At 62.7% G+C, this 14,013-nt stretch carries 14 protein-coding genes; 9 read left to right on the top strand and 5 right to left on the bottom strand.

Translation table 11 applies throughout. The features are described 5' to 3' along the window. Positions 1-24: 24 nt before the first annotated feature. From AB2B41_RS13445 to AB2B41_RS13425, 5 genes are all read right to left on the bottom strand, one after another. The gene (locus AB2B41_RS13445; RefSeq protein WP_367878312.1) at positions 25-771 is read right to left on the bottom strand and encodes an SDR family oxidoreductase; all 747 of its coding nucleotides are present in this window, start codon (positions 769-771) and stop codon (positions 25-27) included. A gap of 9 nt (positions 772-780) precedes the next feature. Beyond that, positions 781-2,235, bottom strand: coding sequence for an aldehyde dehydrogenase family protein (locus AB2B41_RS13440; RefSeq protein WP_367878311.1), 1,455 nt, complete (start codon positions 2,233-2,235; stop codon positions 781-783). Positions 2,236-2,350: 115 nt separating this feature from the next. Beyond that, entirely contained in the window at positions 2,351-3,445 is a 1,095-nt protein-coding gene (locus AB2B41_RS13435; RefSeq protein ID WP_367878310.1) for a flavin monoamine oxidase family protein, read from the bottom strand. Beyond that, positions 3,445-4,098, bottom strand: a complete 654-nt coding sequence (locus tag AB2B41_RS13430) for a cupin domain-containing protein (protein ID WP_367878309.1) — start codon at positions 4,096-4,098, stop codon at positions 3,445-3,447. The genes AB2B41_RS13435 and AB2B41_RS13430 overlap by 1 nt, the downstream gene beginning before the upstream one ends. A 26-nt stretch (positions 4,099-4,124) precedes the next feature. Next, positions 4,125-5,165, bottom strand: a complete 1,041-nt coding sequence (locus tag AB2B41_RS13425) for an aromatic ring-hydroxylating dioxygenase subunit alpha (protein ID WP_367878308.1) — start codon at positions 5,163-5,165, stop codon at positions 4,125-4,127. Between the two features lie 129 nt (positions 5,166-5,294). On the opposite strand from AB2B41_RS13425, the gene AB2B41_RS13420 reads away from it, so the two are divergent. The 9 genes from AB2B41_RS13420 (at position 5,295) to AB2B41_RS13380 (ending at position 14,010) form a co-directional block, all read left to right on the top strand. Further along, a complete protein-coding gene (locus AB2B41_RS13420) occupies positions 5,295-6,056 on the top strand; it encodes a PAS domain S-box protein (protein ID WP_367878307.1) in 762 nt (253 codons plus the stop codon). A 66-nt stretch (positions 6,057-6,122) separates the two neighbouring features. Then, a complete protein-coding gene (pcaF, locus tag AB2B41_RS13415; protein WP_367878306.1) occupies positions 6,123-7,325 on the top strand; it encodes a 3-oxoadipyl-CoA thiolase in 1,203 nt (400 codons plus the stop codon). Between the two features lie 3 nt (positions 7,326-7,328). Beyond that, positions 7,329-8,306, top strand: coding sequence for a 1,2-phenylacetyl-CoA epoxidase subunit PaaA (gene paaA, locus AB2B41_RS13410; RefSeq protein ID WP_367878305.1), 978 nt, complete (start codon positions 7,329-7,331; stop codon positions 8,304-8,306). 74 nt (positions 8,307-8,380) lie between these two features. Then, positions 8,381-8,725, top strand: a complete 345-nt coding sequence (gene paaB / locus AB2B41_RS13405) for a 1,2-phenylacetyl-CoA epoxidase subunit PaaB (RefSeq protein WP_367878304.1) — start codon at positions 8,381-8,383, stop codon at positions 8,723-8,725. Beyond that, positions 8,722-9,477 (top strand): 1,2-phenylacetyl-CoA epoxidase subunit PaaC, encoded by a 756-nt coding sequence (gene paaC / locus AB2B41_RS13400; protein WP_367878303.1) that lies wholly within the window; start codon positions 8,722-8,724, stop codon positions 9,475-9,477. Before paaB ends, paaC begins: the two co-directional genes overlap by 4 nt. Positions 9,478-9,581: 104 nt before the next feature. Beyond that, positions 9,582-10,043: a 1,2-phenylacetyl-CoA epoxidase subunit PaaD gene (gene paaD / locus AB2B41_RS13395; RefSeq protein WP_367878355.1), complete on the top strand. Its 462-nt coding sequence runs from the start codon at positions 9,582-9,584 to the stop codon at positions 10,041-10,043. Positions 10,044-10,052: 9 nt separating this feature from the next. Then, positions 10,053-11,117, top strand: coding sequence for a 2Fe-2S iron-sulfur cluster-binding protein (locus AB2B41_RS13390; RefSeq protein WP_367878302.1), 1,065 nt, complete (start codon positions 10,053-10,055; stop codon positions 11,115-11,117). Positions 11,118-11,204: 87 nt separating this feature from the next. Beyond that, positions 11,205-13,229, top strand: a complete 2,025-nt coding sequence (gene paaZ, locus AB2B41_RS13385) for a phenylacetic acid degradation bifunctional protein PaaZ (RefSeq protein ID WP_367878301.1) — start codon at positions 11,205-11,207, stop codon at positions 13,227-13,229. Continuing rightward, entirely contained in the window at positions 13,219-14,010 is a 792-nt protein-coding gene (locus AB2B41_RS13380; protein ID WP_367878300.1) for a PaaX family transcriptional regulator C-terminal domain-containing protein, read from the top strand. The genes paaZ and AB2B41_RS13380 overlap by 11 nt, the downstream gene beginning before the upstream one ends. Positions 14,011-14,013: the final 3 nt, after the last annotated feature.

Raw genomic sequence — 14,013 nt, 5'->3', positions numbered from 1 at the left:
CCGGGCAATCACCAACCCCGGGCGTCAGATACAACGTCCGCCATCGACCTCCATGCAAACGCCTGTCACCATGCTGGCCTCGTCCGAGCAAAGGTAGCAGGCCGCATTCCCCATGTCCTCGGGCGTCGAGAAGCGGCCGAGGGGGATCGTTGACAGGAACTTCGCCCGCATCTCCGGCGTGTCCTCTCCCATGAACATCTTCAGAAGCGGGGTCTCCCCCGCCACGGGGTTCAGCGCATTCACCCGGACACCTGCAGGCGCAAGCTCCACCGCCATGCCCTTCGTCGCGGTGTTCAGCCAGCCTTTCGAGGCGTTGTACCAGCTCAATCTCGGCCGGGGGCTGATCGCCGCCGTGGATGAAATATTCAGAATCGAACCGGACTTGCGGGCTTTCATCAGGGGCACGATGGCCCGCGCGGTCAGGTAGACGGATTTGACGTTGACGGCGAGGACCTTGTCGAAATCGTCTTCGCTGACCTCTTCCATCGGTGCGGGCATATGCGTGGTGCCCGCGTTGTTCACAAGGATGTCGATCTGCCCGTAGAGCTCCATCGCCTTGTTGGTCATCGCCTGCACGTCATCGCCCAGCGCCACGTTAGTCTGCACCACCGCGGCAACCTTACCCAGCTCGGCGGCAACCTCCTGCGCCATGTCGAGGTTCAGATCGGCAATCAGCACCCGCGCGCCTTCGGCCACGAACTTGCGCGCGATCCCCGCGCCGAACCCCGATGCACCGCCTGTGACGATGGCTGTCTTTCCTTCCAGTCTCATGTTCCCCTCCTATCCATGAAGTGCCGCGACGGTTTTGAGCGTCGAGAAGCCGTAGAGCGCCTCGAACCCTTTCTCGCGACCGTGACCCGAAAGGCCGGTGCCGCCGAAGGGCAGCTCTACACCGCCACCCGCGCCGTAATTGTTCAGGAATACCTGCCCCGCGCGCAACCGCTTGGCCAGCCGCATCTGCCGCGCGCCATCGCGAGTCCAGACCGAGGCGACGAGACCATAATCGGTGCCGTTTGCGATGGCGACGGCCTCTTCCTCATCCTCGAAGGGGATGACCACCTGTACCGGGCCAAAGATCTCATCTTGTGCGAGCGCGTGATCGGGCGCGACCCCGGCAAAGAGCGTGGGCGCAACATAGGCGCCACCCTCGGGCGCGTCGGCGACCACCTCGCCCCGTGCAGCGACCTCCAGATCGGCGCCCTTGGCGATGAAACCCTCGACGATCTCGCGTTGCCGGTCCGACACGAGCGGCCCCACCTCCAGATCGTCGAGCGCAGGTCCCGCGCGCAGGGCCGCATATCGGGCCGACATGGCCGAGAGCACTTCGTCATACCGGGATCGGTGCACGAGGATCCGGGAAGAAGCGGAGCAGGTCTGCCCCGCGTTCTGGATGCCGGCATTCACAAGAAACGGCAGCGCGGCCTCAACATCCGCGTCCTCAAAGACCAGTTGCGGGGATTTTCCGCCAAGCTCCAGCGTGACCGGCACCACGTTCTGCGCCGCTGCCGCCTGGATCAGCTTGCCCACGCCAACGGACCCGGTGAAGGAAATGTGATGCACACCGGGATGCGCGGAGAGGGCGGCACCCGCCTCCGCTCCAAGGCCCGGAACGACGTTCAGCGCACCATGCGGCAGCCCGGCCCGTCGGCCAAGTTCCACGAAGGCCAGCGCCGTCAGGCAAGCCTCCTCGGCCGGTTTCAAAACCGCCGCGTTCCCCATGGCAAGTGCCGCACCAACCGAACGCCCGATGATCTGCATGGGATAGTTCCAGGGCACGATATGCCCCGTCACCCCGTGCGGCTCCCGCAGGGTGTAGACGGTATAGCCATCGAGATAGGGGATCGTTTGTCCGTGAATCTTGTCAGCGGCACCGGCGTAGAATTCCATGTACCGCGCCAGGGCGATGACGTCGGCGCGTGCCTGTTTCAGCGGCTTGCCCACGTCCATCGCCTCAAGCCGGGCCAGTTCATCGACATTCTCCAGCACCAGCGTTCCGATCCGGGCAAGGATGCGCCCGCGTTCGAAGTTGGGCAGCCTGCCCCAGTCCCCGTCAAGCGCCCCCTGCGCGGCGGTGACCGCGCGGTCAATGTCAGATGCATCGCCCCGGGCGATCTGGCAGAGCGTACCGCCGTCCGATGGATTTTTCAGGTCGATACCGTCGGAGTGAGCGGCGGGCACCCACTTCCCACCGATGAAACAAAGGCTCGGGTCGATCCCCAGCGGTGTCACGGTCATGTCATCCCCCCTCGTTTCGGTGCGGCAGCGGGCGCGGCTGCAGTCGGGGGTAAGGTGCTGCATCTTCGCGGCGATGAACAGACCCAATAAGGTGTCGACACCCAGTGCCGTCAGCTTAGTCGAAAGACGGAAGCTTTGGACGGACGTGCGGCGTGCCTGTTGCAAGAACCCGCGCAACCGCCGCTTCGGCGGCTTCGAGAGCCCCTTCAAGGTAGCCGCCGAATTGCGGGGCAACCTCGGTGCCCGCAAAGATGATCCGACCGTCCCAGAGATCGCGCAGCCCGTCGGGCAAACCATAGCTGGGATGCGCCATCAGCGGCCTTTGATCGAGGGGGGTGGCGGTGTAACGCTCAGTGGCCCAGTCCCGCAGCAGCAGCTTGCGCGGTTGGGCGGCCTGCGGCCCGTACAACCGGGCGAGTTGGGCCAGCACGACCTCCTGAAGGCGGTTGGTATCCGTCCGGGCGGAAGGCGGAACCCCGATGAATCCGAACAGGGCAAAGGGACCGCTTCCCTCCGGCGAGGCATCGTGGATCTCGACCATCGGGCCCCGTCTGCTCATCGCATCGCCGGAAAGGCCCGCATCGCGCCAGAAGGCCGTGTCATATGTGGCAAGCACCTTTGCCTGTCCGGCCATCCACGTTGGAACATCCTGCATCTGGCGGATCGTCCGGACCGGGAGGAACGGATCGAAGGTTAGATGACTTGCAATCCGGGGAGGTAAGGCAAGTATCACCCGCCGGGCACTCACCCGCGTCCGGTCTTCAAGCTCCGCTTCAATCCCTTCTTTGCGCTTTGCCAGCCCGGCAACGGGGCAATCCAATCTGACAAGGTCCGGCGGTATCCGTCCGCTCAGCCCCTCGACAAGCGCACCCATGCCGCCCGTGATGCGCAGCGATCCTTCCATGGACGAAAAGCCGCGCCCGCGCTGCACCGACCCGTTCTCGTCCTCGTAAGTCAGCGCGCCTTCGGCGTATTGCTCAAAAACACCAAGTCCCAGACGCGCAGCCAGCTTGGCCATACGCGGCTGACCGGGCCAGAACCACGCGGGACCGAGGTCAAAGTACGCGTCACCGTCTCGCTTGGTCTCGATCCGCCCGCCAAGACGGTCGCGCGCCTCCAGCAACAGAACCTGCCGCCCCTGCGCACTCAGTGCCTCGGCAGACGCGAGGCCGGAAAGGCCGCCGCCGATGATCAGGACATCGGTGTTCATCAAACTTGGGGTGGCTGCGCGAACGGAAGATGCCCGGTCTTCATCCAGACCTTCGCACCTTCCGGGCCCGCAACCGCGTCGAGAGCGGCGCCCTCCGGCAGCCGCAGCCAGCTTCCCCGGACCAAGGTGTCAGCGCCCTCTGTCAAGGCACCCGACAACACCAGCAATTCCGCCCCGCCCTTCGCGGGCTGGGCAAGTGTCTCTCCCGGACCGAGCCGATGGTAGCTGACCGTCTCCCGGGCATCCTCGTGAAGGATCGCATGACCGTCACGCGCCGCTTCCTCCATGTCGAGCGAGAACTGCGTTCGGTCATCGAGATCGAATTGCCAGAGCTTCACGAAGATCGTGCAGCCCTCCTCGGACCCGGGCGTATGCGACGTGGTCGGCGGATTGCGCACGTAGGTGCCCGCCGGATAGTCGCCGTGCTCATCCTGGAACACGCCGTCCAGCACGATGAATTCCTCTCCACCCGTATGGGTGTGAGCCGAGAAATGCGACCCCGGGGCATAACGCACGATGCTTGTCGCGCGCGCCACCTCGTCCCCGATCCGGTCGAGCATCCGGCGGTCGACACCCGGCATGGGGGACGCGATCCATTGCTCCTGTTCGGAATGCACCACAACACGCTTGGAGAAATCCGCGTTAAGTTCCATCTTTTCCCGTCCTTTCTGGCCGCCCGCTACTGGCTCAGTTTCGCATCCACCATGGCTTCCTCGGCGATCATCGCCTCAAGCTGTCTGCGGAAACGTAGGGGGCCCGCGTCGATGCTCAAATCAATATGGGGCGAGGTCTTCTCGGACATGCCGATCTGGACCTGATCCAGCACCGCGCGGTCCTCCTCGAAGGCCTTGCGCACGTCCTCGGACATCATGCGCGACAGCTCTTCGTCTTCGGGGCGGATGTTGCGCAGCTGGAACCAGTAATACCGCGTTTCGCTGTCGCTGACCGGGGTCATGAAGTTGTAGCTGTCCATGATGAAGGTATCGTCATGCAGCGGTCCGTCAGGGCCACCCGTGCCTGCCGGAGTGAAGATCGCCCGGATCAGGGCGTGGCCGGGATAGCGGACCTCGTAATGCTGCAGCCGGTCGCAATTGCCTCTGAACGGCACGATCTTTTTGTAGAAGGGTGCGGGTTCGTGATCCATCATCCAGCGATGCACGATGACGCCTTCGTCCGTCCGGGTCACGCGCAGGGGTGTGTCCTTGGTCGCAGAAGTTCCGAACGAGCTCTGGTGGACCCATGCGACATGGCTGGGATCAAGCAGGTTGTCGCACATGAAGAGGTAGTTGCACTTCAGGTCCATCGCGTCACCGGTGTTGAGCCCCCATCCCGGATCGCCGAAGTTCGGGATGTCGATGATATCATCGACATCCGCAATCGCCGCGTTGCCCATCCATATCCAGACCAGCCCGTATTTCTCGTGTACCGGATAGGGCCGCACGCGCGCCGCCGACGGGATACGCCCGCCGCCCGGTGCCCAGACACAGCGCCCGGCACAATCGAAGGTCAGCCCATGGTAACCGCATTCGACCGTGTCATCCTTGATCCGGCCCTGCGAGAGCGGCAGCTTGCGGTGCGGGCAGGCATCTTCCAGCGCGATGACCTCGCCGTCGCGGGCGCGAAAGAGGCAGATCTTCTCGCCCAACACGACAACCTGCCGCAGCGTGCGCGTCACCTCGTGGCCCCAGGCCGCCACGTACCAAGCGTTCTTCAGAAACATTCACACCCTCCGACTGCCGCCCCACGTTTGTAAAAGCGGGCTTACCAAACAATTCCCGAATTTATCTTCGCTGGAAAAACTTTGTTTACCATTGGTTCCTACTCTTCCCGAATTGAAGAGGGAATTGACATGCTTGATACGTTGTCCATTGCGCAGCTGGAAAGGCTGCTGGAACAATTTTCAGTACCGATGTTCGTGATCGAACGCCGTGCGCCGGACAGTGAATTCTGCATTACCTGCATGAACAGCGCGTTGGAGGAACTGGCCGGTCATACGCGCGAGGATCTGCTGGGCCGCTCGACTCTCGAGATTGCCGCCGCGGCCGAAGACACGATGAAACACTACCAGCGCTGCGTGACAACCCATCAGACGATCCGCTTCGCCTTTCTCTTCACGAACCAGCAAAAAGAGATGCAGTGGGACAAGATACTGCAATACAGCCGCAGCCCGGAGGGGCATGACCGGGTGATCGTGACAGCAATAAAGATGTCCCATGATACGCCGCTTCTGCAGGACCAAATTGCTTTCGAGGACGTGAGGTATTTCTCCTCGATCGCCGATCTGCAGCTTGAGAACCTAAGCAACGCCTTCGCCTCGGCCACCGAAAAGGCGCGTGTCACGCCGATAGACGAGGAACGGATCATGCGATTGCACGCCGTCTGCCGGACGATCCAGAGCACGGTCGCCGACATCAAGCAGGTGGTCCGCACCGCGCAGCAACGACACGCGGTGTCGAACCGGCGGATCGAAAGGGCGGTGTCCTCGATGCCGATTGGGCCCGTCTGCCGTAGAGGGGATGGACACCGTGCGCGCGCTTGGAGATGCCTGCGCGGATCGGTAACCGGCGGATCACCGCTAAAGCGTTACGAAAAATCACAGCCACAAAGATAGTCGTAACATTTATCTTGTTTCACCATTGTCGTTCCCGTAAAACCAAGGCTCAAACGGGAGCGATTCATGACAGCATTCATCTGCGACGCGCAGCGGACACCCATCGGGCGCTATGGTGGCGCCCTGGCACAGGTCAGAGCAGACGATCTCGCCGCCGTGCCCATTGCCGCGCTGATGGCCCGTAGCCCCGATGTGGACTGGTCGCGGGTCGACGACGTGATCATGGGCTGCGCCAATCAGGCCGGTGAGGACAACCGCAATGTCGCGCGCATGGCCGGGCTTCTGGCCGGTCTGCCGGTGGATGTGCCGGGTGCGACGATCAACCGTCTGTGCGCCTCGGGCATGGATGCTGTTGGTTCCGCCGCTCGCGCCATCCGCGCGGGTGATATCGACTTGGCCATCGCCGGCGGCGTGGAAAGCATGACCCGCGCGCCCTTCGTGATGCCGAAGGCGGATACGGCGTTTTCGCGCGGCAACGCGGTTTATGACACCACCATCGGCTGGCGTTTCGTCAACAGGAAGATGAAGGAACAATACGGCATCGATTCCATGCCGCAGACCGCCGATAACGTGGCCGAGGATTACGAGGTCAGCCGCGCGGATCAGGATGCCTTTGCGCTCCGCTCGCAGGAACGCTGGGCCACCGCCGACAAGGCGGGTGTCTTTGCCGAGGAAATCGCGCCGGTGACGATCCCGCAGCGCAAGGGTGACCCGATCGTCGTGGACCGCGACGAACACGCGCGCCCTGATACGACACTCGACAAGCTTGCCAAGTTGCGCGGGATCAATGGGCCCGACCTGACCGTGACTGCCGGCAACGCATCGGGTGTGAACGATGGTGCGGCCGCGATGCTCATCGCCTCGGAGCAGGCGATGAAAGACCACAAGCTCGAACCCATCGCCCGCATCGTTGCCATGAATGCCGCTGGCGTTGAACCTCGCGTCATGGGTATTGGCCCGGTCCCCGCTTGCCAGAAGGTTCTGGCGCGTACCGGGCTCAAGGCCGAGCAGATGGACGTGGTCGAACTGAACGAAGCCTTCGCGAGCCAGGGCATCGCCACGCTGCGCGCCCTCGGTATCGCCGAAGACGCCCCGCATGTGAACGCCAACGGCGGTGCCATCGCCATCGGCCACCCGCTGGGCATGTCCGGCGCGCGGCTGGTGATGACCGCAGCCCTGCAGCTGAAACGCACCGGCGGCCGCTATGCCCTTTGCACCATGTGCGTGGGCGTGGGCCAGGGCGTCGCCCTCATTCTGGAAAGGACCTGAGCCATGTATGCACAGATGATTAAGTCCGAAGCGTCGCAGGAAGATCCTGAACAGCTTGAGGCGTTTCAGGCCCGGATCGACGCGGGCATGAAGATCGAACCGAAGGACTGGATGCCCGAAGGGTATCGCAAAACCCTGATCCGCCAGATCGGCCAGCACGCCCATTCCGAAATCGTCGGCCAGCTGCCCGAAGGCAACTGGATTACCCGCGCGCCCACGCTGGAGCGCAAGGCGATCCTGCTGGCGAAGGTGCAGGATGAGGCGGGGCATGGGCTTTACCTCTACTGTGCTGCGGAGACTTTGGGTGTGACCCGCGATGACCTGACGCGCGACTTGCTTTCGGGCAAGATGAAGTACAGCTCCATCTTCAATTACCCGACACTGACATGGGCCGATATGGGAGCGGTGGGCTGGCTGGTCGATGGCGCGGCGATCATGAATCAGGTTCCGTTGCAGCGGACGTCTTACGGGCCCTACGCCCGCGCCATGGTGCGCATCTGCAAGGAGGAAAGCTTTCACCAGCGGCAGGGCTACGACATCATGATGAAGATGGCGAACGGCACGCCCGCGCAACGCAAGATGGCGCAGGATGCGCTGAACCGCTTCTGGTATCCCTCGCTGATGATGTTCGGACCCTCGGACAAGGATTCCGTGCATTCCGCGCAGTCCATGGCCTGGAAGATCAAGATGAACACCAACGACGAGCTGCGGCAGAAATTCGTCGACCAGACGGTGCCACAGGCTGAATACCTTGGTCTGACTGTCCCGGATGAGCACCTGAAGTGGAACGAGGAAACCGGGCATTACGACTTCTCCGAGCCGGACTGGTCGGAGTTCTATGACGTTCTGAAGGGCAGCGGCCCCTGCAACACCGAACGGCTTGAGGCGCGCAACAAGGCCTGGGATGATGGACGTTGGGTGCGTGAGGGGCTTCTGGCCCATGCGGCAAAGAAACGGGCGGCGAAGGTGGCCGCAGAGTAACAAATTCCTTGAGAGGAATTTGCCAAGAGTTTTCGAAAACTCTTGGTCCCGCGAATGACGAAAGGAGCGCCAAAATGAGTAGCCCTGAATCCAGCGCCTATGCGGACAGCGAGGCCAGCCCGCACGAGGAAACCCGCAAGACCGAATGGCCGTTGTGGGAAATCTTCATCCGTGGCCAGCACGGCCTGAGCCACCGCCACGTGGGCAGCCTGCATGCACCTGATGCGGAAATGGCGATCAAGAATGCCCGCGATGTCTATACCCGCCGCAATGAGGGTGTGAGCATCTGGGCGGTCGAGGCGCGTCATATCGAAGCCTCCTCGCCCGAAGAGAAAGGCCCGCTTTACGAGCCTTCGAACAGCAAGATCTACCGCCATCCGACCTTCTTCGACATTCCTGACGAAGTGGGGGCGATGTGAGCAACGCGCTTTTCGAATTCTGCTGCCGCATGGGCGACAACACGCTGGTCCTGGGCCACCGCGTGTCCGAATGGTGCGGCGTGGCGCCAGTGCTGGAAGAAGACATCGCGCTTGCCAACACCGCGCTGGACCTGATCGGGCAGACGCAGCTTTGGCTGGGCCTCGCCGGTGAGGTCGAGGGCAAGGGCCGCGATGCCGACAAGCTCGCCTTCCATCGCGACGTCTGGGATTTCCGGAACGTGCTGCTGGTCGAGCAGCCGAACGGGGATTTCGGCCAGACGATGATGCGGCAATTCCTCTTCGATCAATGGCATGTACTCTACCTCAAGGCGCTGATGTCCTCGTCCCACGATCAGGTGGCGGCGATTGCTGAGAAGTCGGTGAAAGAGGTGACCTATCACCTTGAACGTTCCTCCGACACGGTGATCGGCCTCGGCGACGGAACCGAGGAAAGCCACGCAAGGATGCAAAAGGCCCTTGATAGGCTCTACCCTTACGTGGGGGAGATGTTCACGGGCGACGCTGTGGACGCGGCAATGGTTGATCAGGGCATTGCGCCCGATCCTGCCACGCTGCGCGCCGACTACGATACCCGGCTCGACTCGGTTCTGGCGGAGGCGACATTAACCCGGCCCGAGAGCGACTTTGCCCACAAGGGCGGCAAGACCGGCGTGCGGCATACGGAACATCTGGGGCACATGCTGTCTCAGATGCAGTGGCTGCAGCGCGCCTACCCGGATGCGACATGGTGAGGCCAGCCCCAGCCCCTGTTCCGGGTGCCCCCGGAACCCCAAGCCGTTCCGTGCAGACCGGTGCCCGCGATGAGGTCCCGGCCAAGCCGAACGCAAAGAGCGGCGTGGAAAAGCCTGCTTTAGAGACTGTTTGGGCCTGGCTTTCGGAAGTGCCCGACCCGGAAATCCCAGTGATCTCTCTTACAGATCTGGGGATCATTCGCGACGTGCAATGGCAGGGCGAAACGCTCGAAGTGACGGTGACGCCCACCTATTCCGGCTGCCCTGCCACGACGATCATCAACCTCGATATCGAGCGGGTCTTGCGCGACAAGGGTATCGAAAACCTGTCTCTAAAAAGGCAGCTTTCGCCCCCGTGGACCACCGACTGGCTGTCCGAGGAAGGCCGCGCGAAGCTTGAGAAATACGGCATCGCGCCCCCGCAACCCGCTGGCGGCCCGCAGCATTGCCCGCATTGTAAATCGAAGAATGTCGAGCGGATCAGCCAGTTCGGATCGACCCCCTGCAAGGCCCAGTGGCGCTGCACCGATTGCCTTGAACCCTTCGACTATTTCAAATGTATCTGAGTGCCTGAGATGAGCCAGTTTCTCCCTGTCAAAGTGACCGACATCCGTCACACGATCCGCGACGCCGTGGTACTGACGCTGGAGCCGGAAAACCCCGAAGCTTTCGACTTTACCCAGGGTCAATACCTCACCTTCAAGAAAGACTTCGACGGCACAGAGCTGCGCCGCAACTATTCGATCTGCGCGGGGCTGGACGACGGCAAGCTGCAGGTCGGGATCAAGCGGGTCGATGGCGGGGCCTTTTCCACCTTCGCCAACACCCAGCTCAAGGTCGGCGATACGCTGGAAGTGATGCCGCCACAGGGCAAGTTTTTTACCGCGTTAGAGCCTGATAAGGCCAAGAACTACCTCGGCTTCGCGGGCGGCTCCGGGATCACGCCGGTGCTGTCGATCCTCAAAACCGTTCTGGCGCGGGAGCCGAAATCGACCTTCACGCTGGTCTACGCCAACCGCGCGGTGAACACGATCATGTTCCGCGAGGAGCTGGAAGATCTGAAGAACCGCTACATGGGGCGTCTGACCATGATTCACATGCTGGAATCCGGTCAGGACATCGACCTGTTCACCGGCCGCGTGGATCAGGAGAAATGCGACGCGCTTTTCTCGAAATGGATTGATATCAGCAGCACCGATACCGCGTTCATCTGCGGACCTGAGCCGATGATGCTGGCCATTGCCGAAAGCCTCGAGAAACACGGGCTGGCGAAGGATCAGATCAAGTTCGAGCTGTTCAGCGAAAGCCAGCAGGGACAGTTGGCCAAGCAGGAAATGGCCAAGCGGGCAGAAGGGCAGAAAGGCACGGAGGTGACGGTGATCATCGACGGCGCCCATCGCACCTTTGAGATGTCCAAGGGACAATCGGTGCTGGATGCTGCACTTGAGAACGGTCAGGATGCCCCCTTTGCCTGCAAGGCGGGGGTCTGTTCCACCTGCATGTGCAAGGTGCTGGAGGGCGAGGTGGAGATGCTGTCGAACCACGCGCTTGAGGATTACGAGGTGGAGAATGGCTATGTGCTTTCGTGCCAGTCCTACCCGCTGACCGACAAGCTTGTCGTGGACTACGACACGCACTGACATGTCCCGGGCCTGACCCGGGACCCCGACCTACCATGAGCCCCGGATCAATTCCGGGGCGCATTGCAACAAGCCAGAGGAAAACGCATGCTCGACGTCCAAAGTTTTGCCGCAGGTCAGTGGATCGCCCCCGGCGCGGGCGCGCGATCCATCGCAAGCGCCATCACCGGCGAAGTGATTGCACAGGCGGGCAACGATGCGCTCGACGTGCAGGCGATGCTGTCCTACGCGCGCGAGGTGGGCGGGCCAGCCCTGCGCAAGATGACGTTCCATGACCGGGCGCGGATGCTTAAGGCGGTGGCGCTTTACCTGATGGAGCGGAAACAGGCGCTGTACGATTTGAGCTACGACACCGGCGCGACGCTGTCGGATCACAAGATCGACGTGGACGGTGGGATCGGGACGATGCTGGTCTTCGCCTCCAAGGGACGGCGCGAGATGCCCGATGCGCATGTCTATCTGGACGGCCCGCCGGAACAACTTGGCAAGGCCGGACAATTTTTTGGGCGTCATATCTGCACCCCTTTGCAGGGTGTTGCTGTCCATATCAACGCCTTCAACTTCCCGGTCTGGGGGATGCTTGAGAAACTCGCGCCGACGCTGCTGGCGGGCGTGCCCGCCATCGTCAAACCGGCCACGGCGACCTGCTATGTCACCGAAGCCTGCGTGCGGATGATGCTGGACAGCGGACTGCTGCCGGAAGGTTCGGTTCAACTGGTCTCGGGTGGGCTGGGCGACATGCTTGACCATCTCGATTGCCAGGATGCCGTGGCCTTCACCGGCTCTGCCGATACCGCGCTGAAGCTGCGGGGCAATCCGAAGCTGATGGAAAATTCCGTCCGTTTCGCCTCCGAACAGGACAGTCTGAACGCCTCGGTCCTTGGCCCCGATGCAACGCCCGGCACGCCCGAGTTCGACCTTTTCGTCAAGGAGGTCCAGCGCGAGATGACCGCGAAGGCGGGGCAGAAATGCACTGCGATCCGTCGCATCATGGTGCCGCAGGCGCAGGTGGATGCCGTGATCGCAGCCATTGGCGAGCGGTTGGCCAAGACCACGATCGGCGATCCGCGGCTTGAGACCACGCGCATGGGCGCGCTTGTCTCGGGCAGCCAGAAGCGCGACGTTCTGGAAAAGGCCGCACTGATCGGAGCAGAGGCCGAACGCGTCTACGGCGATCCCGAGGCATTCAGCGTCGACGGTGCCGACCGTGCCAAAGGTGCCTTCGTCCCGCCGATGCTGTTCCATTGCGCCGATCCAGACACCGCCCGGCGCGTGCATGACACCGAGGCTTTCGGTCCCGTGTCGACCGTCATGGGGTACCGTGATCTGAGCCACTCCGTTCGCCTGCTGAACAAGGGCAAGGGTTCGCTTGTCGCTTCGGTCATCACGAACGATGGCGAGGTGGCGCGTGAGATCGCGCTGGGAGCGGCGTCCTTCCACGGGCGGCTTTATTTCAACAATCGCACGTCGATGGCCGAATCCACCGGCCACGGCTCTCCCCTGCCCCATATGGTGCACGGCGGCCCGGGCCGCGCGGGCGGCGGCGAGGAACTGGGCGGCATCCGGGGCGTGATGCATTACATGCAGCGGACCGCGGTACAGGGCAGCCCCGATATCCTGACCGCCATCGGCAAGCAATGGGTGCCCGGCGCCCAGGAGATCGGCGACCGCGCGCATCCCTTCACCCGACGTTTCGGTCAGCTTGATCTGGGCGAGACGTTCAACTCGCCATCCCGCGAGATCAGCATCGAGGACATCGAGACATTCGCGCATTTTACCGGCGACACCTTCTATGCTCACATGGACGAGGAAGCGGCCAAGGCGAACCCCTTTTTCCCGGGTCGTGTCGCCCATGGCTACCTGCTCTTGAGCTTTGCCGCCGGTCTGTTCGTACAGCCTGACCCCGGCCCGGTACTGGCCAATACGGGCCTCGACAATCTGCGCTTCATGGCCCCCGTCGCGGCAGGTGACAGCATCCGCGTGCGGCTGACCGTCAAGCAAAAGACCCCGCGCAACGATGAATACGGTGAGGTGCGATGGCACGTGACGCTCTATAACCAGAACGATGATGTGGCAGCGGAATATGAACTGCTGACGATGAATGCCTACTGACCGCTTCATATCGCAAACCGCGGCGCTGCGCGCACTTGGGGGACGGCGCGTCTGGTCCCTGATGATCAGCCTCTTCGGCGACCTCGCACGGGAGCAAGATCAGGCCATCGACGGTCCGATCCTCTCGGCAATCATGGCGGGGCTAAAGGTCAAGCCCGAGGCGGTGCGCGTCGCCCTGCACCGGCTGCGCAACGACGGCTGGATCGTTTCCGAGAAATCCGGACGCATCGGTCGGCATAGGCTGAGCGCCAAGGGACGCGCGGAAAGCGTTGCAGCCAGCCCGCGCATCTATGCGGATCCGACCCGGAACTCCGAGGCCTGGCAGCTTGTACTGACGCCCGGCGGTAATGCGGAGCCCTCGACCGAGATGACCGAGCGGGGCTTTTCATTTATTGTGCCACGGGTCTACGTCGGCCCTGCCGGGGCCAAGGCACCGGGCGATGCGCTGGCCTTGCCGGGCAGAGAGGTGCCGGACTGGCTGCGGGCCGAAGCGGAGCCGGATGCGCTTCGGCAGAATTACACCGACCTTCTGGAAACGCTTGGACGTCTGAAGGAAGACTTGCCCCCGGTCGATGACCTGCTGCCGGTGGAGGTTGCGGTCCTTCGCTGCCTGATCGTGCATAACTGGCGCCGTCTGGTGCTCAAGCATCCCGCTCTGCCCCTGTCGCTTGTCCGGCCCGATTGGCCCGGCCACCTGTGCCATCTTGCCGTCCACGACCTTCTGACGCGCTATCCCAGGCCCCCGCTTGAGGAAATCGAGCAGTATCGCGCCGCTGCCTGAGGC

The organism is Sulfitobacter sediminis (genome assembly GCF_040811725.1).
In the GTDB taxonomy this organism is placed as follows: domain Bacteria; phylum Pseudomonadota; class Alphaproteobacteria; order Rhodobacterales; family Rhodobacteraceae; genus Sulfitobacter; species Sulfitobacter sediminis.
This window is presented reverse-complemented; position numbering and strand designations above follow the sequence as displayed.